General features: G+C 70.6%; 22 protein-coding genes. 9 read left to right on the forward strand and 13 right to left on the reverse strand.

Annotated elements, in window-relative coordinates; genetic code table 11:
* The 8 genes from F1721_RS03200 to F1721_RS03235 all read right to left on the reverse strand — a co-directional run bounded on the left by F1721_RS03200 (position 1) and on the right by F1721_RS03235 (position 8,221).
* The gene (locus F1721_RS03200; protein ID WP_150065034.1) at positions 1 to 393 is read right to left on the reverse strand and encodes a hypothetical protein; all 393 of its coding nucleotides are present in this window, start codon (positions 391 to 393) and stop codon (positions 1 to 3) included.
* Positions 386 to 3,199, reverse strand: coding sequence for an FtsK/SpoIIIE domain-containing protein (locus F1721_RS03205; protein WP_150065035.1), 2,814 nt, complete (start codon positions 3,197 to 3,199; stop codon positions 386 to 388). The genes F1721_RS03200 and F1721_RS03205 overlap by 8 nt, the downstream gene beginning before the upstream one ends.
* A 170-nt stretch (positions 3,200 to 3,369) precedes the next feature.
* Positions 3,370 to 3,621, reverse strand: coding sequence for a hypothetical protein (locus tag F1721_RS03210; protein WP_150065036.1), 252 nt, complete (start codon positions 3,619 to 3,621; stop codon positions 3,370 to 3,372).
* A gap of 4 nt (positions 3,622 to 3,625) precedes the next feature.
* Positions 3,626 to 3,886, reverse strand: a complete 261-nt coding sequence (locus tag F1721_RS03215; protein WP_150065520.1) for a hypothetical protein — start codon at positions 3,884 to 3,886, stop codon at positions 3,626 to 3,628.
* A 501-nt stretch (positions 3,887 to 4,387) separates the two neighbouring features.
* Positions 4,388 to 5,206 (reverse strand): hypothetical protein, encoded by an 819-nt coding sequence (locus F1721_RS03220; RefSeq protein WP_150065037.1) that lies wholly within the window; start codon positions 5,204 to 5,206, stop codon positions 4,388 to 4,390.
* A 153-nt stretch (positions 5,207 to 5,359) separates the two neighbouring features.
* The gene (locus tag F1721_RS03225) at positions 5,360 to 5,698 is read right to left on the reverse strand and encodes a PRC-barrel domain-containing protein (protein ID WP_150065038.1); all 339 of its coding nucleotides are present in this window, start codon (positions 5,696 to 5,698) and stop codon (positions 5,360 to 5,362) included.
* Between the two features lie 923 nt (positions 5,699 to 6,621).
* Positions 6,622 to 7,425: an alpha/beta hydrolase gene (locus tag F1721_RS03230; protein ID WP_150065039.1), complete on the reverse strand. Its 804-nt coding sequence runs from the start codon at positions 7,423 to 7,425 to the stop codon at positions 6,622 to 6,624.
* 106 nt (positions 7,426 to 7,531) lie between these two features.
* Entirely contained in the window at positions 7,532 to 8,221 is a 690-nt protein-coding gene (locus F1721_RS03235) for a DUF4232 domain-containing protein (protein ID WP_246154147.1), read from the reverse strand.
* A gap of 367 nt (positions 8,222 to 8,588) precedes the next feature.
* Between F1721_RS03235 and F1721_RS03240 the strand changes: the two genes are divergently transcribed.
* Entirely contained in the window at positions 8,589 to 9,380 is a 792-nt protein-coding gene (locus tag F1721_RS03240) for a GH25 family lysozyme (RefSeq protein WP_150065040.1), read from the forward strand.
* A 108-nt stretch (positions 9,381 to 9,488) separates the two neighbouring features.
* Positions 9,489 to 10,628, forward strand: a complete 1,140-nt coding sequence (locus F1721_RS03245) for a hypothetical protein (protein ID WP_246154155.1) — start codon at positions 9,489 to 9,491, stop codon at positions 10,626 to 10,628.
* On the opposite strand, the gene F1721_RS03250 is transcribed toward F1721_RS03245, so the two are convergent.
* Positions 10,583 to 11,665, reverse strand: coding sequence for a copper resistance D family protein (locus F1721_RS03250; RefSeq protein WP_150065041.1), 1,083 nt, complete (start codon positions 11,663 to 11,665; stop codon positions 10,583 to 10,585). The genes F1721_RS03245 and F1721_RS03250 overlap by 46 nt on opposite strands.
* 959 nt (positions 11,666 to 12,624) lie before the next feature.
* Between F1721_RS03250 and F1721_RS03255 the strand changes: the two genes are divergently transcribed.
* From F1721_RS03255 to F1721_RS03270, 4 genes are read left to right on the forward strand one after another with little or no spacing between them, the layout of a single operon-like run.
* The gene (locus F1721_RS03255) at positions 12,625 to 13,551 is read left to right on the forward strand and encodes a DMT family protein (protein ID WP_246154301.1); all 927 of its coding nucleotides are present in this window, start codon (positions 12,625 to 12,627) and stop codon (positions 13,549 to 13,551) included.
* Complete coding sequence (locus F1721_RS03260) at positions 13,548 to 14,777, forward strand: glycosyltransferase (protein ID WP_150065043.1); 1,230 nt, start codon at positions 13,548 to 13,550, stop codon at positions 14,775 to 14,777. The genes F1721_RS03255 and F1721_RS03260 overlap by 4 nt, the downstream gene beginning before the upstream one ends.
* 6 nt (positions 14,778 to 14,783) lie before the next feature.
* Positions 14,784 to 15,686, forward strand: a complete 903-nt coding sequence (locus F1721_RS03265) for an alpha/beta fold hydrolase (protein ID WP_150065044.1) — start codon at positions 14,784 to 14,786, stop codon at positions 15,684 to 15,686.
* Positions 15,683 to 16,831 (forward strand): glycosyltransferase family 4 protein, encoded by a 1,149-nt coding sequence (locus tag F1721_RS03270; protein ID WP_246154161.1) that lies wholly within the window; start codon positions 15,683 to 15,685, stop codon positions 16,829 to 16,831. The genes F1721_RS03265 and F1721_RS03270 overlap by 4 nt, the downstream gene beginning before the upstream one ends.
* A gap of 100 nt (positions 16,832 to 16,931) precedes the next feature.
* Here F1721_RS03270 and F1721_RS03275 read toward each other — a convergent pair whose 3' ends face one another.
* Positions 16,932 to 17,354 carry a peptidase inhibitor family I36 protein gene (locus F1721_RS03275; RefSeq protein WP_150065045.1) on the reverse strand — a complete coding sequence of 141 codons (423 nt, stop codon included), beginning with the start codon at positions 17,352 to 17,354 and terminating at the stop codon, positions 16,932 to 16,934.
* Positions 17,355 to 17,545: 191 nt separating this feature from the next.
* On the opposite strand from F1721_RS03275, the gene F1721_RS03280 reads away from it, so the two are divergent.
* A complete protein-coding gene (locus tag F1721_RS03280) occupies positions 17,546 to 17,836 on the forward strand; it encodes a YrhK family protein (protein WP_150065046.1) in 291 nt (96 codons plus the stop codon).
* A gap of 48 nt (positions 17,837 to 17,884) precedes the next feature.
* Here the strand turns inward: F1721_RS03280 and F1721_RS03285 are convergent, their stop codons facing one another.
* The 3 genes from F1721_RS03285 to F1721_RS03295 form a co-directional block, all read right to left on the reverse strand.
* Positions 17,885 to 18,241 (reverse strand): hypothetical protein, encoded by a 357-nt coding sequence (locus F1721_RS03285; RefSeq protein ID WP_150065047.1) that lies wholly within the window; start codon positions 18,239 to 18,241, stop codon positions 17,885 to 17,887.
* A gap of 292 nt (positions 18,242 to 18,533) precedes the next feature.
* Complete coding sequence (locus F1721_RS03290; RefSeq protein ID WP_150065048.1) at positions 18,534 to 20,129, reverse strand: solute symporter family protein; 1,596 nt, start codon at positions 20,127 to 20,129, stop codon at positions 18,534 to 18,536.
* Positions 20,126 to 20,545, reverse strand: a complete 420-nt coding sequence (locus F1721_RS03295; protein WP_150065049.1) for a DUF485 domain-containing protein — start codon at positions 20,543 to 20,545, stop codon at positions 20,126 to 20,128. The genes F1721_RS03290 and F1721_RS03295 overlap by 4 nt, the downstream gene beginning before the upstream one ends.
* Before the next feature lie 713 nt (positions 20,546 to 21,258).
* Here F1721_RS03295 and F1721_RS03300 point away from each other — a divergent pair.
* Complete coding sequence (locus F1721_RS03300) at positions 21,259 to 24,102, forward strand: sensor histidine kinase (protein WP_150065050.1); 2,844 nt, start codon at positions 21,259 to 21,261, stop codon at positions 24,100 to 24,102.
* Positions 24,103 to 24,156: 54 nt separating this feature from the next.
* The gene (locus F1721_RS03305; RefSeq protein ID WP_093155918.1) at positions 24,157 to 24,582 is read left to right on the forward strand and encodes a roadblock/LC7 domain-containing protein; all 426 of its coding nucleotides are present in this window, start codon (positions 24,157 to 24,159) and stop codon (positions 24,580 to 24,582) included.
* The last annotated feature ends 4 nt before the right edge of the window (positions 24,583 to 24,586 follow it).

A 24,586-nucleotide genomic window follows, 5' to 3' on the forward strand; every position in this document is an offset into this window, starting at 1 on the left:
TCAGGAGGACTTCTTGCGGCGGGGGAGGAGGCCTGCGCCGAAGCGGGGTTTCTCCAGGGCGTTGTAGAGGTCCATGAACGCGTCCTGGAGGTCTCGGCGGGACTCCTCCGGGGTTGCGGGCGGGGCCGAGCGGTCGGGTTCGGGCATGCCCTTGACCTGCATCCAGCGCTCGTCCCAGAGGGCTTCCATCGCGGCCTTCCAGCGCACTCGGACGTCTTCGACGACCTGCTGGCGCCGTTCCTCCGCCTCGTCCTTGCGCTGTTGGCTTGCTGCGACCGCTTCGCCGAGCTCGGCCGCTCGGGCTCGCTCGTGCTTGCGGAGCTGTTGGGCCGCGGTGGTCGCCAGGGCGGTCAGCTCCTTGTACCGGATCGACGCCGGAACCTGGTCAGTCACCGGCTTCCTCCCAGACCTCGACGTGCTCGGCGGCTCGCTGCTGCGGGACCTGCGGGGTGTCCGGTTCGCCGAGGTCGAACGGGAGGATCACCTCGGGGCGGGAGTGCACCGCTCGGTCGAAGAAGAGGCCTCGCCGGGCCCGCGGCGACCAGCTGACCACCTGCCCGGCGGCGAAGGTGGCCAGCTCCTGGCCGTGCACGTCGAAGGCCACCCACGCGCCGATGTCGTCCACCGGGCCCATGCCGAGCGTGTTCTTCACCCGCTGGACGCTGCGCCACCAGCCGATCACGTGCACCCGGGATTCCGGGCCCTGCTTGAGGATCTTCCGCAGGTTGTCCAGGCCGCTGGGGTGTCCCGGCTCCTTGCGCTCCAAGGTCGTCTGCGCCGCGTCCGCCGCGTAGAGCACCAGGCAGTGCGGCACGTCGGCGCCGGACCGGCCGTCGATCGAGGTGGCCGCCGCGGACAGCGCCTCCGCGATGCCGTCCAGCCCGACGAGGTCGACATCGTGGCCGGTCGCGCGCAGCTCGTCGAAGACGCGCCGGACGTCGTCATCGACGTCGTCCAGCAGACCCGCGATCGTGAACTTGATGTCACCCGGAACGTGCTGGCGCGCGAGGGAGAGCGCCGCCGCCCCGAGCACGCTCACCGCGTCCACCCGGACCGAGCCGATCACCGCGATGTTGCGCCCCGGCGAGCGGCTCAGGCGGACCGCGGCGGCGGTCCCGGCCACGTCGATGATCTGGCCGAGCAGCACCTTCGGCGTGGACACCGGTGCGGACAGCTGCCGGTAGTCGTCCAGAGTGGACAGCGCGGGCAGGATCGAGCCGTCGAACAGGCGCGGTGGCACGGCCGACTCGTCCAGCTGCTTCCACAGCTCCAGCTGCAGCGCGTCGAAGGTGTTGCGCGCGGTGGCGTCCGGGATGCGGGCGATCTCGTTGCCGTGCTTGACGCCGGACTCGTGGTTGACCACCGCGTGCCAGCGCGGCAGCTCCATCGCGGCCAGGTTCTGCTCGGCCAGCACCCGGCGCGCCTTGGGCAGCGCGATCCGCAGGATGAACTGCTCGAAGATCGCCGGCTTGCCCCAGAACGCCTCGATCCCGGACACGTCCTGGCTGGCCAGCACCAGGTGGATGCCCTGCGAGCGGCCCCGCCGCGCCACGTCCTCCAGCAGCGCGGTGGCCTGCGCGGTGACGTTGTCGCGCTCGGCGAACAGGTACTGGAACTCGTCGATCACCGCGACGATCCGCGGCCACCGGCCGCCCGGGTCCTCGGCGCGCAGCTCTTCGAGCTTGGTGACCTCGTGCTCCTTCGCCGCCGCCGCGCGCCGCCGCATCTCGTCGGCCAGGAAACGCAGCAGCGCCAGGCCGAACTCGCGGTCGGTGTTGACGTTCACCCCGACCAGCTGCGCGTGCGGCAGCCAGCTCGGATCCCGCTTGCCCGGGGTGAACTGGGCGAAGGACACGCCCTCCTTGAAGTCCAGCAGGTAGAGCTCCAGCTCGTCCGGCGAGTACCGGGCGGCGAGCCCGCCGAGCATGCCGTACAGGAAGTTCGTCTTGCCGGACCCGCTCGGCCCGCCGATCAGGGTGTGCGGGCTGCTGTCGCCGAGCGTGACCCACACCGGCTCGCCCTCGTTGAACCCGACCGGCGCCTGCAGCCCGGACCGCGAGCTGTGCGCCCAGTACTGCTCCGGCACCAGGTCCTCGAAGGTCCGCACCCGCGCGCGGCGGGCCAGGAACGCCTCCGCGATCGCCGAGCACGCCTTGGTGACCTCGTTGCGCGAGGGCGATTCGTCCAGCTGCACCACGGCTTCCGGGCCGGTGGTGCTGGTGCGCGCGCGGTCGTCGCCGATCAGCCGGACCGACTCGATCGCGCTGTTCACCGACAGGGACAGGTCCACGACGATCAGGTGGATGCCGCAGGCCGGTCCGCTGCGGGCGATCCGCTGCAACTGCTGCTGCTGTTCCTCGCGCAGCGGCTCGCCGTTGCCGAACAGCACCCCGATGCGCCACGGCTCGGAGCGGTGCCCCTTCTCGTCGGCCAGCGCCCGCAGCGAGGTGTGCCCGCCGAGCAGCGCGCTGGTGTGGATCCGGCGGATGTGGTCGGACAGCGCGTCCAGCATCTCGTCCAGCCGCGTCGGGTCGTGCGCGGTGAGCAGTCCGGCGCGGGTCAGCGGGTACAGCCCGGGCAGCGTGCCGGTCAGCTGCGCGACGTCCCAGACGTGGAGGCGCACCGCGCCCGGCTGGAAGTGGCTGAGCAGCCGCAGCAGCAGGTTCTGCACCAGGGTTTCGGCCGCTTCCGGGTTGCCGTCGGTGGTGATCCGCAGGTGCGACTCGTCGAGCAGCGGGACGGCGGCGGGGAAGGGCTGCGGGTCCGGCGAGTCCGGCACGATCGCGGTGCCGAGGCGCCACAGCTCGGGCGGCGGGGCGGACGACTCCCGCGCCCCGACCTGGCCGAGCCACTCCGACCAGGGCAGCCCGGCCGAACCGGGCGCGACCTCGGCCACCAGCTGCGCGAGCTGCTCCGGACCGCCGTCGGTCCACTCGGCGTAGATCTCGGCGCGCTGGTCCAGCGCTTCCCGCATGGCGGCCCGGAAGGCGGGGTCGGCCGGGTCGCCGATCTCCTGCGGGTCGCGCTCCGCGGCCGCGGTCCCGGCCTGCGCGATGCGGAGCGCGAACTCCTGCTGCGCGCATTCGGCGAGGACGCGGGCGCGCTCGTTGTCGGCGGCGCCGAGCGCGGTGGCGATGCTGGAGCGCAGGCGCTCGAAGGCTGCTTCGACGCGGCTCCGCCGCTCGTTGCGTTTACCCACACCCCACCTCGGAAGCAGAGTTACTGACCGTGATCAACGTACCACCCGGCAGATGACCGGGCAGAACCCATCTGACGCATCCACCGAGCCGGAAACCAACCGCCGAACAGGTTTTCCGCACCTGGGTGCGTACCGGCACCGCGGCGCGAGATGAGCTCGCCGGACAGGCTCTACAGGCGGGTGATGAAATCGCGCAGCGTGTTCAGGACCTGGTTGAGCATGTCCTGAGCTCGCTCGATCTGGTCATCCGCGCGGTGCAGGCTCGGCGGCACCACCGTCTCCGGGTGCTCCGGGTCGAGCTTGACCAGCGCTTTCTCGGCCTCGCCCAGGGACGTCCGGGTGGTGCCCAGGTGGGCACCGGCGTCGGTCAGGTGCTGTTCGACGACACCGAGCGCCTGGGCGAGCTCCTCGAGGGCGGACACGGTGCTACAGCCGACCCGCGTAGGCCTCGGCGGAGGACATCGTGGCCTGGATCTGGCCCTGCGCGCCGTTGATCGCCTGCATCACCTCGGCCAGCATGCCGTGCGCGTGCTGCATGTCCTCCTGAGCGCTGCCCTGGGTGGCGGAGACGAGCGCGGATTGGGCCTCTTCCAGCACGAGGTTCGCCTGTTGCAGGGCGGCGATGCCCTCCTGCATCTTCTGGTTGGCCAACGAAATGCCTGCGCGAACTTCTTCCACGCCTGCCATGTGGGTCCGGTCCTCCGGGGTGGGCGGTGCTGTAACGGTCCACAAGTTAGCTGCCCGCTCGACCGGGGGCGCAGGCAGGGGCATGAAGTTGATCACGGCCTGATCGCGGTGCGTGATCACCTGGACCGTTGATCACCCGAGGGGGCGACGAAACCCGAGCGGCTTCCACATTCCCTTGCGATTTCAATGGAAATCAGACCTCCGATTTCCATTGAAATCGCATCCTGTCGGTGGACCGCAGCTGCGAAGGGCGAACGGCACCGACCGGCAGGTGTCGCATGCGCCGCCAGGCGCATAGCCCACCCTCGCAACTCGCACCGCCGCGGGTTCACGGTGCCCACCCCTCTGGGGTTCCTTCCGGAGAGGACGGCCCTGACGCCGTGTATCGGGTCATACATAGGTCAGGGACCCCGGAGTCCAGGCGGGCGCTGAGGTTCCGCCACCGGCACCGTCGCTCAGAATGAGGTTGGAAAAACCTCATTGAAATCGCGGAGCCTCGGGTCAGGAGCGGTCGGCGGCGTCCACTGTGGAGTTCGCGGTGACCTCGATCGCGGCGACGCCCGACGGCGGCATCGGCGCCGCGGCCCACCGGGCGGTCGCGCCGCCCGCGCCGGTCGACACGCGGGACCAGCCGTTCCCGCCGAGGACCGACATCGCGCCGTGGACGATCTCCGCCGGTTCTCCCACCGCGGGCCCGAGGTCCAGCGAAACCCGCACCACCGGCGGCTCGACGGAGTACCCGGCGATGTCGGCGGTGCGGGACAGGCGGCTGGCGACGGCGCGCGCGGGCCACTCCGCGCCCGCGCGGCGGTCGGTCACGACGTCCACCACCAGCGCCAGCCGGAGCCGCGGTCGGCCGTGCTCGTCGAGCTCGCCGACCACCGGCGGGGTCGGCGCGGGAGGTTCGTCCGGGTCGACGGGCTCGGCGCGGCCGAACAGCAGCGAGCCACCGGCCCACGCCTCGACCAGCAGCCGCTCGCCGCCGCGCACCAGGGCGCCGACCAGCTCGGGGTGGTCCACCACGGTCCACGCCGTCGGCGGCTCGCAGGCCACCCGGTGGCGGGCGTAGTCGGGACCCAGCTCGCGCAGGAAGTTGCGCACCGCGCGGGAGAGCCCGGCCACGTGCTGCCCGGTCTCCGCGCAGTCCCGGCTGATGGTGACCGACCAGCAGCCCGGCTCCTCGTCGGAGCAGTCGCCGGAGGCCACGACCCGGCCGCCCACGGTCTGCACCAGGTCGCGGCAGGCGGCGCGCGCCGAACGCTCGTCATCGGCCCCGACGACCACGGTGATCAGCAGCTCGAGCTCGTTGTTGTTCTTCATCGCGGGTGAATTGTCCCGCACCGCCGACCGGTTGGGCGAGCGGCGATCATCTCCGAGCGGCTGTGTCCGGCGTCATAGCGGTGCTGTTCCGAGCGCCGCCGCGTCGCTGGAATCAGCTGCGGGTCAAGGCGATTCGACCGTCCGGACCAAGCGCTACTCCGAGGGCTGCTCGGCGCTGCCCTGGTCGACGCCGTAGTAGTGGTAGAGGTCGCGGCCCTCCTCCGGGGTGAGGTGGCCGTGCTCGGCCTCGACGCGCGGGGCGTTCTTCACCCGGTCCTTGTCCACGTCGAGGTCGAGCCGGTTCTCCTCGGTGGTCGCACCGGTGAGCGGGACGAAGGTCTCCCGCACCCCGAGCAGCCCGATCCGGACGGTGACCCACTCCGGTTGTTGCGTCACGTCGTCGACGTAGACGTTGCCGACCCGCCCGACCCGGTTGCCGTTGCGGTCGAACACCGGTGTGCCGATCAGGTCCTGAGCGCGCTCGACGTCCATGGCTGCCTCACTCGATCCACCCCCGGCCGGGCGGGAGGTCCGCCCCGCGGGCCGACGCCAGTCAGCACCCCAAGCTTCCCGCCCCACGCCCGACCTGCAACTTCGCAAGCGACACGCCTCACCCGATCGAGTAATGATCGAGATTCAAACCTCTGGATGTTAATAGCAACCAGAAATACCCCAACCCCACCAGAGCGGAGCCTCGGCAAAGCAGTCCTGCCCAAGGACGGAGCGCCAGTTTTGCCGGTAACTGACCGGCCGCTCCGAGCGTGGTGGCGTGCCAGTTTTAGGCAAAACTGGCACCCCGCGTCAGCCCACCGGAACCCGCGACAGCCAGGCGAACCCGGCGATCAAGACCGGCTGCCAAAACCCCAGCCGACCCCGACGGGCGACAGCAACACCAAGCCCGCCACTGATCGCACGGCCAAAGCAACGGTTCAGCCTGCTCAGGACTCGTGAGTGCTTTCCGGTGCTCTGACCCCGAAAAGCACTCACGACCCATGACCAGCCAAAACAACCCCCACGACCAAAGCAGCGGTGGCGAGGTGAGCGCACGAGCACCGACCACGGCCAGAACCGGCAGCCGCAAGGCGAGCAGGAGTGCAGCCGCAAGGCGAGCAAGAGTGGCGAGGGGGCTCCGCAGATCGGCCGTCGTCAGGCAAGCGGCGAAGCCGCTTTCGGCGGTAGACAGCGACCGCGACGGGCGACCGGCACCGATCGCTAGGTCGTCGCATGCGCCGCCAGGCGCATAACCCACGCTGTCAACTCGCACCGCCGCGGGTTCTCAGCGTTCGCCTGGCGAGGACGGCCCTGACGCCGTGTATTGGTCATACATCAGTCAGGGACACCGCAGTCCAGGCGGGCGCTGAGGTTCCGCTACCGGCACCGCTAAGCAAGACGAGCCTGGAATCAACGACGAAAAACTAGGAGTTCAGCTCGCGGGCGATGAAGGTTAGTACGTCGCCCATTACCTCTTCCTTGTTCGTCTCGTTGAACAGCTCGTGGCGGCCGCCCGGGTAGATGTGCTCGTGGAACTCGTGGCCGCGGATGCGGTCGATGCCGGTCCTGGTGTCGGCTTCCGGCACCAGCTCGTCGTCCTCGCCGTGCACCCACAGGGTCGGCTTGTCCAGCGTCGGGCCCTCGTTGATGGCCAGCAGGCAGTTGTCGATGGCCTGCAGCGTGGGGCGCTTGAACGGGCCGTGCCAGACCAGCGGGTCGGCCACGTAGGCCGCGCCGACCTCGGGGTCGCGGGACAGCGTCGACGGGTCGATCGGGGTGTCCGGGATCTCGTCGTGCTCCAGCAGGTCCAGCACGTGCCAGGTGCCCAGCACCGGGGCGGAGAGCACCACCGCCGCCAGGTGCTCCTGGTGCTCCTGCGCGTAGCGGGCGGCGAGCATGCCGCCCATCGAGTGTCCGATGAGGACGACGGGGAGGCCGGGGTGCTCGGCGGCGACCTGCTGCCGCAGCGTCTCCAGATCGGCCACGATCGTCTCGGCGTCGGAGAAGCGGACCCGCTCGCCGTCCGAGCGCCCGTGCCCGACGTGGTCCGGCGCGTAGACCTGGGCGCGGGCGGCCACCAGCTGCTCGGCGACCCACTGGTAGCGGCCGGAGTGCTCGCCGTAACCGTGCGCGATCAGCGCGATCCAGCCGGGGTTGGTCGCGGCCCACTCCCGCACCACCAGGTTGCCGTGACGTCCGGTGATCTCTCGATCCGTTGGCTCGATCATGCTGCCACCACAGCACAACTCATCCGATCGAGCCAAATGCCGCGCCGTGTTTCGGCGACGACGCGCCGGACCGGGCGCGCTCGGTGCGGCACGCCCGGCGACGGGGTCACCGGTGGTAGGCGGTGCCGTCGATGGAGCCGAAGCCGCAGACCGGGCCGGAGTTCCAGGTGACCGACAGCGGGTCGGTCTCGTCGGGCGGGATGACCTCGAGGCGGGCCGCGGTGGGCGCGCACGGTCCGTCGGTCGGTTCGCCCTCGTGCGGGACGGCCGTCCAGTGCAGCGTGGCGCTGGCCGACTCGCCCGGGGCCAGCCTGATCAGCGACGGGCCGGGGTTCGGGGTGCGCTTGGCGTCGGTCGGCAGCGCGCGGCCGGAGGCGTCGACCAGCTGCAGCCCGCCGTAGCCGTACAGGGTGCAGGTCTCGCCGCTGCTGTTGGTCAGGGTCAGCTCGGCGTAGCGCTGCCCGGCCCCGGCCTCCGGGTTCTGCAGCGAGCCGGTGAGCATCGAGGTGTGGCAGCGGGTCACCTTGCTGGCCTGCTGCTTCGGCGTCTCCGGCGGTGCCTGGGCGGCGGTGCTCTCAGGGCTGCTGGGGGTCTCGGTGGCGGGCGGTTGGGGCAGCTCGGCGGGCGGTTGCAGCTCCAGGGCCGCTGCCGGTGGCTGGGGGTTCGAGGCGGGTTCGGTGATGACCTTGCCGGTCTGGGCGGCCTGGCCACAGCCGGTCATCAGCCCCGCGATCAGCAGGGCTCCGGACGCCTGGAGCGTCCGCAGTCCGATGGTTCGCAGTCGGTGCGCGGTCACGACGACCACCTCCCGTTCCCGCCGCGCGTCGGCGGGGTCCGTCGGTCACTGCTCTGCTGTTCTGAAGACGTCCGGTCGGCGAAGGGGTTGCCTCCCGCCCCCATCCTCCGCCCTTCGGGGGCCGTGCGGTGCGTGGTCGGCCGTTGCTCCGCGGGGCTGAACACCGCTCCGCCCGCGATCGGCTGATCGGGTGCATTCCAGCCGGTGGGGTTACCCGGTCGTGCAATTACCGATTCGAGAATTCGGAGGTTCTCGTTTTGAGATACCCCGATCGGGTGGTTGTCTTGACCTGAACGGCGGGACTGCGGGTTCCTACGACTTCGATATCTTTGGGCACCGCAGCAGGCCGAGCTCAGGGGGTTTGATCATGGCCGAACGCATTCCCGGCATTGATGTGGCGCGATATCAGGGGGAACCGGATTGGGGAGCGGTTCGCGGCGCCGGATACGTCTTCAGCTACATCAAGGCGACGGAAGGCGTCGGGTACGTGAGTCCGACGCTGGACGCCCAGCTGGCCGGGGCCCGCGGCGCGGGCATGGTCACCGGGCTCTACCACTTCGCCCGCCCGGACACGAATTCCCCGCAGCAGGACGCGGCCGATTTCGCCGGTCAGCTGGCGCGGCTGAACTCCAGCGCGGCCGGGAACCTGCCGCCGTGCCTGGACATCGAGACCGACGCGCCGAACCTCGGCGCCTGGGTGAAGGGCTTCATCGACGCCATCCGCGGGCACACCGGCCGCCACGAGGTCGTCGTGTACGCCTCGGCGTCCTGGTTCCAGGACAAGCTGGCCACCGACACCTGGGTGGACCCCGGGGTGTTCCTGTGGGTCGCGCACTACGGCCGCCCGCCGGGCGAACCGGGCTACCTGACCGACCGCGTGGTGATCCACCAGCACGCGTCCGACGGGCAGGTGCCGGGCATCGGCGGCAACACCGACCTGAACGTCTCGATGGTGCCGCTGGAGGTGCTCACCGGGGCGGGCGCGCCGCCGCCCCCGCCGCCGGCGCCGCCGGAGGAGACCTACGTGGTGCAGCCGGGCGACACGCTGTCCGAGATCGGCGCGAAGCTCGGTGTGGACTGGCGGGAGATCGCGCGGGTCAACGGGATCTCCAACCCGGACCTGATCTACGTCGGCCAGGTGCTGAAGATCCCGCGCTGACGGCGGCGTTTGCCAAACCGTTACTGCCGGGTACGTCGATGACCGGCTCCGCTGATCGGATCCCCACTACCGTCTTCGCGTGAACGTCGCGAGACGGAGGTGAACGCGATGGCGGGGATGGCGGAGCTGGTCCGCGGCCACTGGACGCGCGGTGAGCCGGGCCGGGACGCACCCTCAGAGCTCGTGGTCGCGCTCTACCGCTGGTGGGTCGTCGCGATGGCCTTCAAGATCGCGGGCGCGACCTGGGACATCTGCTGGCACTTCAAGTGGCTGCGCGACGACCTCGCGCCCCCGCACCTGATCAACACCGTCGGCACCGTGATCGTGGTGGGCCTGGTCGTCTTCCACACCTACACCGGGATCGGCGTCGACCGCGCCACGCTGCGCTGGATGCAGTGGGGGCTCGGCATCTTCCTGGTGGCCGCCCCGCTGGACGTGATCAACCACCGGGTCAACGGGCTGGACATCACCGCGTGGAGCCCGTCGCACGCGCTGCTCTACATCGGCACCGGGCTGATGAGCATCGGGCTGATCCGCGGCTGGGCGCAGCACGGTCGCGGCGACCGGTACTTCCACCCGATCACCTGCTTCCTGTGGTTCACGGTGCTGGACAACTTCCTGTTCCTGAACCAGCACCAGGAGTACGGCGTGCTCGGGCTGGCCGCGTGGGACCGCGGCACGCCTTACGCCGAGGACATCCTGCTGCAGTTCGCCGCCGACGACCTGGGGCGGCCGCTGGACCGGGTCGCCGTCGAGCACTTCACGCTGCCGGTGCCGGACTGGGTGTACCCGTCGTGGGCGGTGCTCACCGGGCTCGGCACGCTGCTGCTGGCGCGGCGGCTGGTCGGGAGCAGGTGGACCGCCACCACCATCGCCGCCGGTTACCTGGCGTTCCGCTGCGTGGCTTGGGGGCTGCTGGCCGCCGCCGACTTCCCGATCTCGACCGTGCCGTTCTTCCTGCTGGCCGGGGCGGTGGCGATCGACCTGTCGTTCCAGCTGGCGGCGCGGATCCGGCCGCTGGTCGGCGCGGTGGCCGTGACCGCGGTTTCCTACGCGGCGCTGTCGCTGCAGCAGACCTACCTGGCCGCGCCGCCGTCGGACTACTGGTCGGCGGTGTACGTGGTGGTGCTGTTCGCCGGGCTGTGGTGGTTCTTGCAGTTCCTGCTCGACACCGGGGTGTGGCAGCGGCTCGTCTCGCGGGGTCAGACGACGACCGGGGCGCGGGAGAGCACCACGCCCAGGCCGTAGGCCACGCCCATCACCGCGACCTCGGCGGCGGCCCAGGCGAGGAGCGCGGTGCGCTGGTGGCGGGCGATGCGGGGCAGCAGGCGGAAGCGCATCTGCGCCGCCACCGCGCCCAGCGCCACCAGGCAGATCGCCTTCGCCACGATGATCTGGCCGTAACCGGTGGTGACCAGGCCGAGCAGGCCGACGTTCGGCGTGATGAGCAGCGTCATCAGGCCGTTGAACAGGCCCGAGGCGCCGACCACGACGAACGCGATGGTGGCGAGCTTGGAGAACCGCGGCAGCGCTTCCGCCAGCAGCCCGCGCCGCGGCGCGACGAACACCGCGACCGCGGCCAGCCCGCCGGTCCACATCGCCGCACCGATCACGTGCAGCTCCATCGAGATCATGCTGAAGTCGTGGTACCGCCAGTCCGTGGCGTGGCCGGTCAGCGGGATCGGCAGCAGGCCCAGCAGGGCGACGATGGTGCGCAGCTCGGCGGGCACCGACTCGCCGAACCGGATGGCCAGCAGGCCCAGCACCGCGCACGCCAGACCGGCCCCGGCGCTGGCGAGCAGGCCCGGACCGGCCGGGACGTTCGCCACGTAGTCGACGATCAGCTGGAAGGTCACCGCGCGGTCCGGGCTCAGCTCCGCGGCCTGCAGGACCAGGGACACCAGGGCGGCGAGCATCCAGAGCAGCGCGGTGATCACGGTGGCGCGCCGGGCCAGCGCCATGATCGGTTCGGTCTGCTTCGGGCGGTCGAAGCCCAGCAGCTTCGGCAACATGCTCAGGCCGACCGTGGCCAGCGCGGCCAGGTCGAGCACGACCCGCGCGGCGGGCAGGCCGAAGCGCACCAGCGTCGGCGGGTCGGGCAGTCCGGGGATGGTGCCCACCGCGGTGTAAGCGGTGGTGATCAGGGTGGCCAGCAGGGCGCCGCCGACGAGGGCGAGCACCACGGCGGTCTTCGCGCCGGTGGCGCCGCGTTCTCCGGCGCCGCTGGGGCGATCCGGTTCCGCGGGTCGTTTCGACCGGGCAACGGCATCAGAATCGGCGGCCACGGATGCATCGTCTCACCCGGACGAGCGGTGAATCCGGAGCGGGCACCGAAGCCGATCACCGGTCGTGACCGAATTGTTTCGGTGCGCGAGTTCGCCGGTGCGGGGTGATGTTGGCGATGTGTAGTCTCGGTCACCGCCCGCGCGCTGAATAGTTGATCTTCGAATTGGGTGATTTCCCAGTTCGCGAGGTGTTTTCTCGGTTGGTCTCGATTAGCCGGGTTTGCCGGTCCGGCAATCCGCGCGGACGCCGGGCCCGGCCGGGTTGTGTTGCTGACAATGTCCTCAGCATCGTTGTTCTAGAGTCGACCACGTGTATCCGGCGGCCAGCGCAGAAGCGCACGCGGGGGGCGCGCCCGGCGCAGCTCGACCGTGCGCGGGCGAAGCGATTCCGGACCCCGCGCGGTTCTTTCCGCTCGATTCGTCGAGCCGTCGGCTTTCGTTCACCGGCTCGGTTCACGCTTATTCGACCGGTGTTTCACGGAGCGCTGCAATAGCGTTTCGCAGCGCATCGGCGAGTGCTCGGGTCAGGGTGGGCACGGAGATCCCCGGAGGTGCTCAGGGACGCGGACGGGAATCGCGTTTCGCCTGGTCAGCGACGGCCGTTGAGGCGTTCACCTGGCGCAGCGGCCCAGTGGCGCGCTCGGCGCCGCGAAGTGCGAGCCTGGAACGTCTCAGGGAAATTGGGGGTCCGACCCCGGATGTGAGTCGGGCCCGCGAAGCGCGAGATTGAGCGGTGTGGACGGACAGCGGAGGCGGGAACCGCCGGGGGCGGATCCCGACGCGGGCAGCAGGCCGGAGCGGCGGACGCCGCGAGGCTCGACAGCGGGACGTGACATGGGTCGCCGACTAGGGTGTTCGGTAGTCGAACGTTCCCGCAGCCTGCTGAAGAGGACTGACCCGGTCGTGCAGCTCCACCCGAACCCGACGACTGGGCGTGGTCCGCGATGACTGCGCTCGCGGTGTTGCTCGCTGCCCTGGGGGCCCTCGGGAACGCGGTCGGGGCGCGGATGCAGCACGCCGCGGTCCACGACACGATGGACGGCTCCGGCCTGGGCCTGCGGGTCCAGTCGAAGCTCGTCCGCAACCCGCGCTGGCTGGTCGGCCTCGCCTCGCTCGGCACCGGTGCGGTGCTGCACGCCTGCGCGCTCGGCCTCGCCCCGCTCAGCGTGGTCCAGCCGATCGGCGTGCTGGCCCTGCCGATCACCGTGCTGCTGAACGTCCGCCAGCAGGGCACCCGGGTCCGCGACCTGAGCCCCAACGTCCTGCTCGCGGTGACCGCGGCCACCGGCGGTGTCGCCGCGTTCGTCTTCCTCGCCGCCGGCAGCGCGACCGCCACCCCGGTGGCCGGGGACGTGCAGCTGCTGGCCACCCAGCTGGTCGCCGCCGCCGTGCTGGCGGTGGGCGTGCTGGCCGTGCTGACCCGGTCGAAGGTGCGCTGCATCCTCTTCGCCGCCGGGTGCGCCATCGCCTACGGGTACGTGTCGCTGCTGATGCGCGCCGTCGCGCAGCAGCTCGGCACCACCGACCTGCTGGACATCAACCCCCTTCCACTGCTCGGCATCGCCGTGGCGATGGTCGTGGGCGGCTGGCTGCTGCAGCACGGCTACGCCAGCGGCCCACCGGACCTCGTGGTGGCCTGCCTGACCGTGATCGACCCGATCGTCGCGGTCGGCCTGGGCATCGGCCTGCTCGGCGAGGCCGACCAGGTCAGCGCCTGGACCGCCACCGGTCAGGCCCTCTGCGCGGTGGTGGCCTGCATCGGGGTGTTCGCGCTCGCGCGCTACCACCCCGACACCCAGGAGCGGCGCGTGCCCGCTCCGGTGACCGGCAGCAGTGATCTTGCCGGACCGAGTTCGACAGATCGTCCTGACGGGAGTTCCTCTTGACTTCGCAACCGCACAGCCGACCGCTGCGGATCGTGGTCGGTGCGACCACCTACCCGCCCCACGTGAACGGCGCGGCGAACTTCGGGCACCGGTTGGCGACCGGGCTGTCCGCCCGCGGCCACGACGTGCACGTCGTCTGCCACTCGTCCGACCGCACCGAGCACATCGAGGTCGAGGACGGCGTGACGGTGCACCGGGTGCCCTCCTACGGCTCGCCGTTCCACCCGTCGATCCGCGGCATCATGCCGTGGCAGGCCCGCCGCGCCGACCAGCTGCTGGCCGACATCCAGCCCGACGTCGTGCACGTGCAGTCGCACTTCTTCATCTGCCGCGGGCTGATCAACTCGGCCCGGCAGCGCGAGCTCCCGCTGGTGGCCACCAACCACTTCATGCCGGAGAACATCTTCGGCTACATCAAGGTCCCGCAGGCGCTGCAGGACGCGGCCGGTCGCCTGCTGTGGCGCAACCTGGTCAAGCACTACAGCAAGGCGCAGCTGGTCACCGCGCCGACCCCCCGCGCCGTCCAGCTGCTGCAGGACAACGGGTTCACCGACGTGGCGCTCCCGGTCTCCTGCGGGATCGACGTCGAGCGGTACCGGCGGCCCGCCGAGCGCTACCGCGCGCAGAACCCGGACCCGGAGACCCGGACCGTGCTCTTCGTCGGACGCCTCGACGAGGAGAAGCACATCGACGACCTGCTCCGCGCGATGTCGCTGCTGCGCACCAAGGCCCCGACCCGGCTGGAGATCGTGGGCAACGGCAGCCGCCGCGCCGCCTTCGAGCAGCTCGCCGCCGAGCTCGGGATCGCCGACCAGGTGCACTTCCACGGCTACCTCAGCGAGGAGGAGCTGCTGGCGGCCTACGCCCGCGCCGACCTGTTCTGCATGCCCAGCATCGCCGAGCTGCAGAGCTTGGCCACCATGGAGGCCATGTCGGCGGGCACCCCGGTCGTGCTGGCCAACGCCATGGCGCTGCCGCACCTCGTGCAGCCGGGCCAGAACGGCTGGCTCTACCCGCCGCGCGACGTGCACGCGCTGGCCCGGGCCATCGACGACGTGCTGGTCGACCGCGCCACGATCGACCGGATGGGCCGGGCCAGCGAGCGGTTGGTCTCCCGGCACGACATCGACGAGATCCTCGGCCGGTTCGAGTCGATCTACCACCACGTGATCGACCCGGAGGGCGCTGTGGAGCTCGACGAGATCCGCACCGAGCTGGCGAGCTGAGCCGCCGTGGTCACCCCGGAACTCCACCCCGCCGAGCGGGTGGCGCGGATCAGCGGCGCTGACGTGCACTACTGGACCTACCGCGACGACCTCGCCGCCGGTGCCGATGCGCAGGACGGAGCGGTCGGCGCCGACACGGTGCTGATGGTGCACGGGCTGCGCGGTACGCACCACGGCTTGGAGCTCATCGCCGCAGGCCTGCCCGACCACCGCGTGGTCATCCCGGACCTGCCCGGGTTCGGGGACTCCGGGCCGATGACCGGGCAGCGCCACGACGTGGCCGGTTACGCGAAGGTGATCACCGAGCTGATCGAGCAGGTCGGCGGCCAGCGGCCGGTCGTGCTGCTCGGGCACTCGTTCGGCTCGATCATCGCGGCCCGGGTGGCCGCCACCGCGCCCGAGCTCGTCCGCAGGCTGGTGCTGGTCAACCCGATCGCCACCCCGGCGCTGCGCGGGCCGCGCGTGCTGCTGTCCGGGTTGACCTCCGCCTACTACACGCTGGGCAAGCGGTTGCCGCTCCGGGCCGGGCACTCGCTGCTGAGCAATCGCTGGGTGGTGCTGGCGGCGAGCCGGGCGATGACGCGCACCAAGGACAAGCAGCTGCGCGAGTTCATCGACGCCAACCACCTGCGCCACTTCAGCCGCTTCCACAGCCCCGCCCTGGTCAGCGAGACCTTCGACGCGTCGACGGCGCACACCGTCACCGAGCACGCCGACGACATCCACCTGCCGACGCTGCTCATCGCCGGGGAGTCCGACGAGATCGCACCGCTGGCGGGCCAGCGGGCCCTGGCCGCCCGGATGTCCGACGCCGAGCTCGTGGTGATCCCGGGCGTCGGGCACCTGGTGCACTACGAAACACCGGGTCCGGCGGCCGAAGCGATCCAGCGCTTCCTGGGAACGCCATGAGCGACGCGGGCAGGGGACGGGCAGCAGGCACCGCCGAGCGGCGTGCCGACGAGGCCGGGACGATGAACATTGTGGTCGACGCGCGTTGGACGCGCACCGATCAGCACGACGGGATCAGCCGCTACGGGGCGAGCCTGATCGAAGCATTGCACCACCTCCATCCGGTGACGATGTTGATCCACGACGAGCGGCAGCTGCGGTTGCTGCCGGAGGGTGTTCCGCACCTGAAGGTCAACAGCCCGTTCTCGCCGCGCGAGCTGTGGCTCTCGCGCACGCTGAACCGGCTCGGCGCGGACGTGGTGTTCAGCCCGCTGCAGGTGATCGGGGGGTTCCGCCGCAAGTACCGGCTGGTCCTCACGCTGCACGACCTGATCTACTACCGGCACCCGGAGCCGCCGGGGTTCCTGCCGCTGCCGGTCCGCATCGCGTGGCGGCTGTACCACAAGGCGTTCTGGCCGCAGCGCGTCATGCTGAACCGGGCCGACGCGGTGGTCACGGTCAGCGAGACGACGCGGAAGCTCATCGCCGAGCACCGGCTCACCCGGCGCCCGGTCACGGTCGTCCACAATGCACCGTCACCGCTGCCGGAGGGCGACGGGCCGGACGCGGCCGGAGCGGCCGAGGGCGGCCCTCGGGAACTTGTGTACATGGGTTCGTTCATGCCGTACAAGAACGTGGAAACCCTGATCTCGGGCATGGCTCTCCTTCCCGGGTACCGGCTGCACCTGGTCAGCCGGATCGCGCCGCAGCGGGAAGCGGAGCTGCGGGCGCAGCTGCCGCCGGGCGCGGACGTGGTCTTCTGGCGGGGTATCGGGGAGAGCGACTACCAGCGGCTGCTCGGTCGGGCCAGCGCGCTGGTCACCGCTTCTCGGGACGAGGGGTTCGGACTGCCGATCATCGAGGCGATGAACGCGGGGACGCCGGTGGTCTGCAGCGACCTGGAGATCTTCCACGAGGTCACCGGTGGCCACGCGGAGTTCTTCGACCCGGGGTCGTCGAAGGACTTCGCCGCTGCGGTGCGCCGGGTGGAGGACGACCGGGTGCGCGCGGACCTGGTGGCCGCCGCTCGCGGTCAGGCGGCGGAGTTCACCTGGAACAACTCCGCCCGACGGCTGCTCGAGCTGATGCGGGACCTGGTCCGCTGAGCGACTGCGTGAGTGGTTCCCGAGCTGCGGTGCTGGCTCGCGGCGAGGCATCGGGGTTGCCCGGCCAGGAGGGTCTCGCACCGCGTCCTGAACCGCTCCCTCAGTGCGACCAGACCTTGATGGCGCGGACCACGAACGTCGACTGCGGTGCCTGCGCCCCGGGTGGGTAGGTCGCGAAGTCGGCCTCGGTGTCGCAGTGCGGGTCCTGGTACGCGGTGACCTGGTGGCCCGTGTTGTTCACAAAGGACAGTGCCTCGCCCGGGTGCTCCAGCGCGACGCAACGCTCCATCTCGAAGGTGGAGTTGTGGATGCTGACGTCGTGCCGCTCCCCGGCGTGGTTCTGCTCGGTCCACACGCAGAAGTTGCCGTCCGGGCACGGGTTTTCCGGTGGCGCGGCGGCGTGCGCGTGGTTGGCGCCGAGCAGCACGGCGGCCACCGCCAGCAGTGCGGCGAGGACCGCCCGCAGGCCCCAGGGCGAGCGCGCGCCGAGCCGGTTCGGGGCGGTGGTGCTGAACGAAGACATGCGAAAATCCTTCCTTGCTGGGAAAATCAGGAGATTGCGGCCGGATTCGGCCTGCTGGGAACAAGATTCCCGAAGTCCGGATCGGAATGCCAGCAGATAAGCTGGATACACCCCGACCGGGTGGACTTCGCCGCCTGGCGAGCCCGGCGGCGGGCCCTGCGGGTTCCGCGCCCGGGGCCGACAATCGGGCGATGAGCGATCCCGCCGAGTCGGGCCCGTGGGTGCTGCGGATCGGGCACGAGGAGCTGGTGGTCCGGCAGCGCTACGAAGTGGTCGGCATCGTCAACGACTTCCTCATCGCGCTCTGGTTCATCATCGGCAGCCTGCTGTTCTTCCACGACTCCACCGCGACCGCCGGGACGTGGCTGTTCCTGCTCGGCAGCTGCGAGCTGGCGATCCGCCCGGTGATCCGGCTGAGCCGGTTCGTGCACCTGCGGCGGCTGCGCCCGCCGGGGCTGCGGGGCTCCGACCAGGACTTCTGAGCGAGCGGCGGCCCCCGGGCGGGGCTCTCGGCGCGAACGGGTCCGGAATCAGAGGTAGCACGCGCTGACGAAACCGCTGACCGAGGTGCGCCGATTCGTGATTTCGAACCATTCGGAATTGTTCGACCCGTCCGCGCAGCGAATGGTTTCCCCGGGTGCCGAGCCGCGGACCGAGACGCGGTCGCCGGGGGCTCCGGATCCGCGCGCGGCGGCGGCCGTGCTGGGTGCCGAGCGGATCAGCACACCGGGCTCCGCGAAGTCCCTGACCTGCGTCTGATCAGCGGTCTTGGCCAGCGCGTCCTTGATACCGGCGGCGATCGTGCCCAGGTGCGCGCCCAGCCCGGACAGCGGCAGGGCGGCGGCGAAGAACGCGCTCAGCAGCGCATTGCGAATGGCGGTGCGCATCGTGTCCCCCCACTGCGCCAGCCGGATCGCCCCATTTCCCCCTGCTTTTGCGGGGGCGATCTTTTTTCGGCGGGTGCACCTCCATTTTATGGAGAATTCCGGGGGCCCGGCAGTATCCGATTGGGTAGAGCGAATTCGTGCGCGGCGGTCGGACGGCCGGTGACGGTCCGCGACGGCGTCAGGCCGCCGCGCACCACATGTGGGGGAGCCGCGGTGCGCGCTCGACGCGGTGCGTGCCGGAAACGGCGGAGGCCCCGGGACTGCTCGTCCCGGGGCCTCGCAGGGATGTGCGTCAGCCGAGCCGCGAGCCGATCCCGGTCAGCGACCGGACCTCCATCTCCGCCCGGCGCTCCTCGTCCACCTCGTCGCGGCGGCCCAGGAAGGTGCCGATGATGCCGCAGATGAACGAGATCGGGATGGACACGATGCCCGGGTTCTTCAGCGGGAAGAACGCGAAGTCCACGCTCGGCAGGATCGAGTCCGACGCCCCGGAGACCACCGGGGAGAAGATCACCAGCAGCAGGCAGGAGCCCAGGCCGCCGTAGATGCCCCACAGCGTGCCCGTGGTGTTGAACCGCTTCCAGAACAGCGAGTACAGCAGCGTGGACAGGTTCGCCGAGGCGGCGAAGGCGAACGCCAGGCCGACCAGGAACGCGATGTTCTGGCCGTTGACCAGGATGCCGCCCAGGATCGACGCCCCGCCGATCACCAGCGCGGTCACCCGGGCCACCTTCACCACGTCGTCGGAGTCGACGTCGCCGCGGCGGATCACGTTGGCGTAGATGTCGTGCGCGAACGACGCCGAGGCGGTCAGCGTCAGCCCGGCCACCACGGCCAGGATGGTGGCGAAGGCGACCGCGGCGACGATGCCCAGCAGCACGGTGCCGCCGATGCGGTAGGCCAGCAGCGGCGCCGCCGAGTTCTCCGCACCCGGCGCGGACTGGATGGCCTCGGTGCCCACCAGCGCGGCCGCGCCGTAGCCGATGATCAGCGTGCAGATGTAGAACGCCGCGACCACCCAGATCGCCCACGCCACCGAGCGGCGCGCCTCGCGGGCGTTGGGCACGGTGTAGAACCGCATCAGCACGTGGGGCAGACCGCCGACGCCCAGCACCAGCGCCAACGACAGCGACACGAAGTCCAGCTGGGTCAGCTCCGACTTCCCGTACTGCACGCCCGGGGCGAAGATCTCCCGGCCGTGCGGGTTGTTCTCCGCGGCCCGCAGCAGCAGGTCGGTCATGCTGTAGCCGAACTTGCCGAGCAGGAAGATCGTGATCAGCGCCACGCACAGCAGCAGCATCGCGGCCTTGATGATCTGCACCCAGGTGGTGCCCTTCATGCCGCCGACCAGCACGTAGACCATCATCACCAGGCCGACCACGGCGATCACCAGCGCCTGGCCGAACCCGCTGTGCACGTCCAGCAGCAGGGCGACCAGACCGCCCGCACCGGCCATCTGGGCGATCATGTAGATGATCGTGATGGCCAGCGTGGAGGCGGCCGCCGCCGCGCGCACCGGGCGCTGCCGCATCCGGAAGCTGAGCACGTCGCCCATGGTGAAGCGGCCGGTGTTGCGCATCCGCTCGGCCACCAGCAGCAGGTTGATCAGCCAGGCGACCAGGAAGCCGATGGAGTACAGGAAGCCGTCGTAGCCGTAGACCGCGATGGCCCCGGCGATGCCCAGGAAGGACGCCGCCGACAGGTAGTCGCCGGACAGCGCGATGCCGTTCTGCGCACCGCTGAACGAGCTGCCCGCGACGAAGTAGTCGCTGGAGCTGCCGCGGCTGCTCACCCGGTACACGATGAACAGCGTGACCAGCACGAACGCCGCGAAGACGGCGGTGTTGATGATCGAGTTGTCGGCGGGGATCAGCTGCTGGTCGTTCATCGCTGGAGCTCTCCCGCGTCCTGTCGGATCTCGTCGACCTTCGGGTCGATGCGGCGGCGGGCGAACCGCAGGTAGAGCGTGGTCAGCCCGACCGTGGTGACGAACTGGGCGACGCCCAGGACCAGGCCCACGTTGACCTCGCCGATCAGCGGGCGGGCCATGAATTCCCGGGCGTAGGCGGCGACCGCCACGTAGCCGATGTACCAGATCAGGAAAAACGCGGTCGCCGGGAAAACGAACCATTTCAGCCGCCGGCGCAGCGAGCGGAATTCCTCGCTCTGCTCGATAGCGGTGAAATCGAGGCGTTCCGGGGTGGCGCGAACCGCGCTCTTGTCGATTCCGCCGAAGGCCGACCGCGGATTTCCGGGCTGGTCACCTGGGCTGCCGCGCAGCGCGGATTGCGTTGCGTTGCTCATGCATCCTTCCTGGGACTTCGCGGTGGGCCCGCCGGGCGCGCGCGGGCCGGCGGAGGCGGGGAATTCTAACCACTTCCCGCGCCGGATCAACAGTGTGGTGATCACCACGCGGGCCGTTGATTTCCAGGGTCTCAGGTGCCGTTCGGCGGCCGTCGGCGGGTTCCCCGCGAATCGTGGTTACTGTCTGGTACTGCCAGGTCAGCGGCCCGATATGCCTGGTTGCCGAGGATCGACCTGGCCTTTCGCCCCGGATCCGGCGGAGAGATCCGCCCCGCGTTGGGCTGAACGAGTGAAATCGGTGGCGGTTCTTCGCCGACTTCGACCACTCGGCGTGACATGGCCTGTTTGGCGTAGTCGAATGGGAAAAAGCCCCGGTGCTATCCCGTCACCAGGGGCTTATAGTGCTTGGGCACCGAAAGACAGCGGCTCAACGGGAAAGGTAACGGTTCGGTACCGGTGTCGCGAATGCGCCGGCCGGAGATGCTAATGGTGACGCTGAGTGCCACCGGAGTCCCATCGGTACAGCGCAGTACCGCATGGTGTTTCCTGTCGCCCGGAGCCCCCCGACCGCAGCTGGATTTCGCCCCCGACCGCCCAGACGACGATTGCGGGACCGCACGCATGCGCCGTTCGCCCACCCATTGTTCGCCCGAGAGGCTCCGTACCGCGACTGACCAGCGCGGAGTCCCGAGCTCGACGCCAGGAGGGCGCCCGTGAGCGAGGGGAGGTTCGGGCGTCTGCGCAGCGCCGTGGTCCAGTGGCGCAACTGGTCCCTGCCGGTCAAGCTCGGCGCCGTCGTCCTGGTCCCGGTCATCTTCGCGATCACGCTCGGCATCGGGCAGATCCGCTGGCAGGTCGACCGGGCCGCGGAGTTCGGCCGCGTCGCGGAAGTGCTCGACGCGGTGGACCGGATCGAGCCGCTGGTCGACGGTTTGCAGCGGGAGCGCAACAGCGCCGTCGAGTTCCTGGTCGGTGACGGCGACATCGGTGCCCTCGAGCGGGAGATCGCCGTGGTGCACCGGTCGGCCGACGAGCTCGGCGGGCTCGTCGCCTCGTCCGAGGACTTCGGGCCGATCGTCGCCGACCGCTACCGGGAGCTCCGGCCGAAGCTCGACGGGCTCGCCGGTCTGCGCCAGCAGGTGCAGAACCACCAGCTGCGGGCGGACCAGGCCATCGGCGCCTACAGCGACGTGATCAGCTCGGTGATGTCGCTGAACCGCGCGCTGACCGGCAGCGTCGCCGACCGGAGCCTGTCCAGCACGGCGTTCGCGATGCAGGACATGCTGGCCCTGATCGAAGAGGTCCGGCTGCAGCAGGTGTGGGTGCTGACCGGTCTGAGCGAGGGCAGCCTCTCCACGCAGGCGCTGAGCAGCCTGCAGGGTTCGCACGCCCGGCTGCTCGGCAAGATCGCCGACGCCCGCGCCACGGTCGGCGAGCGCTGGGTGAAGCGGTTGGACGACACGCTGGTCACCCCGCCGATCGTGGAACGCAACCGGATGGTGGCCCTGCTGCTGAAGGAGAGCACCGACAACATCTACAGCGGCGGCTACTCGGTCACGCGGGACGAGTGGAACCGCGGCAGCGACGCATCGGTCCAGACGATCAACGGCGGTCGCGACGAGCTCGCCGGCGAGGTGCGGTCGATCGCGGCGCAGCTGGAGGACGAGGCCAGCGACACCGCGGGCTGGGACTCGGTGCTGCTGCTGTCGGCGCTGATCGTCGCCGCCGCGATCATCATCATGATCGCCCGCCAGCTGCTCAGCTCGCTGAGCGAACTGCGCGACAGCGCGCTCGACGCCGCCGACTACGAGCTGCCCGCGGCGGTCGAGGCGATCCGGCGGGGCAAGCGGGCCGACGCCGCGGTCAGCCCGGTCCCGGTGGACACCACCGACGAGGTCGGGCAGGTGGCCCGCGCCTTCGACGAGGTGAACGAGCAGGCGCTGCGGCTCGCGGTCGAGCAGGCCGACCTGCGGCGCGGCTACAACGACATGTTCGTCAGCGTGTCCCGGCGCAGCCAGAGCCTGCTGGAGCGGCAGCTGCGGCTGTTCGAGGAGCTGGAGCAGGACGAGGAGGACCCGGACCAGCTCGCCCGGTTGTTCCAGCTGGACCACCTGGCCACCCGGATGCGCCGCAACAACGAGAACCTGATGGTGCTCTCCGGCCAGGACCTGGCGCGGCGCTTCACCCAGCCCACCGACCTGGCCGACGTGCTGCGGGCCGCGGTCTCCGAGATCGAGCAGTACCCGCGCGTGGTGGTGCAGCCGCCGCCCGCGGTGAAGCTGCGCGGCCACACCGCCAGCGACCTGGTGCGCCTGGTGGCCGAGCTGCTGGACAACGCGGCCAACTTCTCCGCCCCGGACACCACGGTGACGGTGTCCAGCTACCAGGCCGGGGACGGCACGGTGGTGCTCGACGTCCTCGACCAGGGCATCGGCATGGGCGAGGCGGAGCTGGCGCGGGCCAACGAGCGCCTGGCCACGGTCGACGAGGACGACCTCGCCACCTCCCGGCGGATGGGGCTGTTCGTGGCCGGTCGCCTGGCGGTGCGGCACGGCGTCGGCGTCGAGCTGCACGGCGGCCCGGACGTGGAGGGCGTCCGCGCGACCGTCATGATCCCGGCCGAGCACGTGGTGTCGGTCGAGTCCGGGCCGGTGCTGCCCGCCGCACCGCAGCCCAGCCGCCGCAACGGCCACGCGCACACCGAGCTGCCGACGTCCGGTGAGCTGCCGCGCCGGACCCCGGCGGAGAAGTCGCCCTGGCAGGAGCCGGGGTCGTCGAGCCTGTTCGAGTCGCACACCCCGGAACCGGAGGAATCGCCGACGGCGCACCTGTTCGACGCGCCGCTGGACATCCCGCAGCAACCGCGGGCGATTCCCGGCGAATTCGACTGGCCAGGCGTCGAACCGCCCGCCGAACGGCCGGAGGAGGAGTCGCCCATCTTCGAGGAAGTCTCCACCCAGTGGTTCCAACCAGCGAGTGAGAACCCGTACCTGAAGGCGCAGTCCGACACCGGCGAGTTCAGCTGGCCCGGCGCGGAGGACGAGGCGGACGGATTCCCCCGGGAACCGGAACCGCCGGCCGCGCAACCGGAAGCCCCGCCGCTCACCGACGCCGGGCTGCCGCGCCGCACACCGCGCGGCGCGACCGAACCGGAGGCCAAGCCGTCCCGGAGCGCGGAGGACATCAGCCGCCAGCTGGCCCAGAACGGGGTGCAGTTCGGCGGATCCACCGACTCCCGGCTCAACCCGGTCGAACCGGCGTCGGAACCCGAGCCGTGGACGTCGCACGACCCCGGGGCCGACAGCGCGTGGAACTTCGCCGCCGACAAGGCGCGCGAGGCGGCCGAGGCCGCAGCCAACCCGCAGCCCAGCTCGTTCACGCAGGCCGGGCTGCCGCGCCGCACCCCGAAGGCGCACCTGGTTCCGGGTAGCGTGGCGAATTCCGAGCCGACCAGCACCGGGACGTTCCAGCGCGACGCGGACAAGCTCCGCGGTCGGCTGGCCGACTTCCAGAGCGGTGTCAGCCGTGGTCGGCACCGAGCAACCGACGAGGATTGACATGGTGTCCGCAGCGCGAAGGCGTGATCACCTCGGCGACGAACAGGAGGTTGCATGACTGCTCAGATGATTTCCCGCAGGTTCGGCTGGCTGATCACCGACTTCACCGAGCGCGTGGCCGGTGTGGCGCACGCGATCGTGGTCTCCGCCGATGGACTGGTGCTGACCGCTTCGGCGACGCTGCCCCGGGACCGGGCCGACCAGCTGGCGGCCGTCGCGTCGGGTCTGCTGAGCCTCACGCAGGGTTCGGCGAAGTGCTTCGAGGCCGGTCGTGTCGTCCAGACCATCGTGGAGATGGAGCGCGGCACGCTGCTGCAGATGGGCATCAGCGACGGTTCCTGCCTGACCGTGCTCGCCGCCCCGCAGTGCGACATGGGGCTGATCGCCTACGAGATGACCATGCTCGTGGAGCGCGTCGGGCAGATGCTGACCCCGGAGATCCGCTCGCAGCTGCAGGGCTCGACCGGCGCACTCGTGTGAGGAT

The organism is Saccharopolyspora hirsuta, assembly GCF_008630535.1.
In the GTDB taxonomy this organism is placed as follows: domain Bacteria; phylum Actinomycetota; class Actinomycetes; order Mycobacteriales; family Pseudonocardiaceae; genus Saccharopolyspora; species Saccharopolyspora hirsuta.

Coding starts and splice junctions, on each gene's coding strand:
- F1721_RS03215 (WP_150065520.1), bottom strand. CDS start 3,886: ATGGCAGGCGTGGAAGAAGTTCGCGCAGGCATTTCGTTGGCCAACCAG.
- F1721_RS03220 (WP_150065037.1), bottom strand. CDS start 5,206: ATGAAGAACAACAACGAGCTCGAGCTGCTGATCACCGTGGTCGTCGGG.
- F1721_RS03225 (WP_150065038.1), bottom strand. CDS start 5,698: ATGGACGTCGAGCGCGCTCAGGACCTGATCGGCACACCGGTGTTCGAC.
- F1721_RS03230 (WP_150065039.1), bottom strand. CDS start 7,425: ATGATCGAGCCAACGGATCGAGAGATCACCGGACGTCACGGCAACCTG.
- F1721_RS03240 (WP_150065040.1), top strand. CDS start 8,589: ATGGCCGAACGCATTCCCGGCATTGATGTGGCGCGATATCAGGGGGAA.
- F1721_RS03245 (WP_246154155.1), top strand. CDS start 9,489: ATGGCGGGGATGGCGGAGCTGGTCCGCGGCCACTGGACGCGCGGTGAG.
- F1721_RS03270 (WP_246154161.1), top strand. CDS start 15,683: ATGAGCGACGCGGGCAGGGGACGGGCAGCAGGCACCGCCGAGCGGCGT.
- F1721_RS03275 (WP_150065045.1), bottom strand. CDS start 17,354: ATGTCTTCGTTCAGCACCACCGCCCCGAACCGGCTCGGCGCGCGCTCG.
- F1721_RS03280 (WP_150065046.1), top strand. CDS start 17,546: ATGAGCGATCCCGCCGAGTCGGGCCCGTGGGTGCTGCGGATCGGGCAC.
- F1721_RS03285 (WP_150065047.1), bottom strand. CDS start 18,241: ATGCGCACCGCCATTCGCAATGCGCTGCTGAGCGCGTTCTTCGCCGCC.
- F1721_RS03290 (WP_150065048.1), bottom strand. CDS start 20,129: ATGAACGACCAGCAGCTGATCCCCGCCGACAACTCGATCATCAACACC.
- F1721_RS03295 (WP_150065049.1), bottom strand. CDS start 20,545: ATGAGCAACGCAACGCAATCCGCGCTGCGCGGCAGCCCAGGTGACCAG.
- F1721_RS03305 (WP_093155918.1), top strand. CDS start 24,157: ATGACTGCTCAGATGATTTCCCGCAGGTTCGGCTGGCTGATCACCGAC.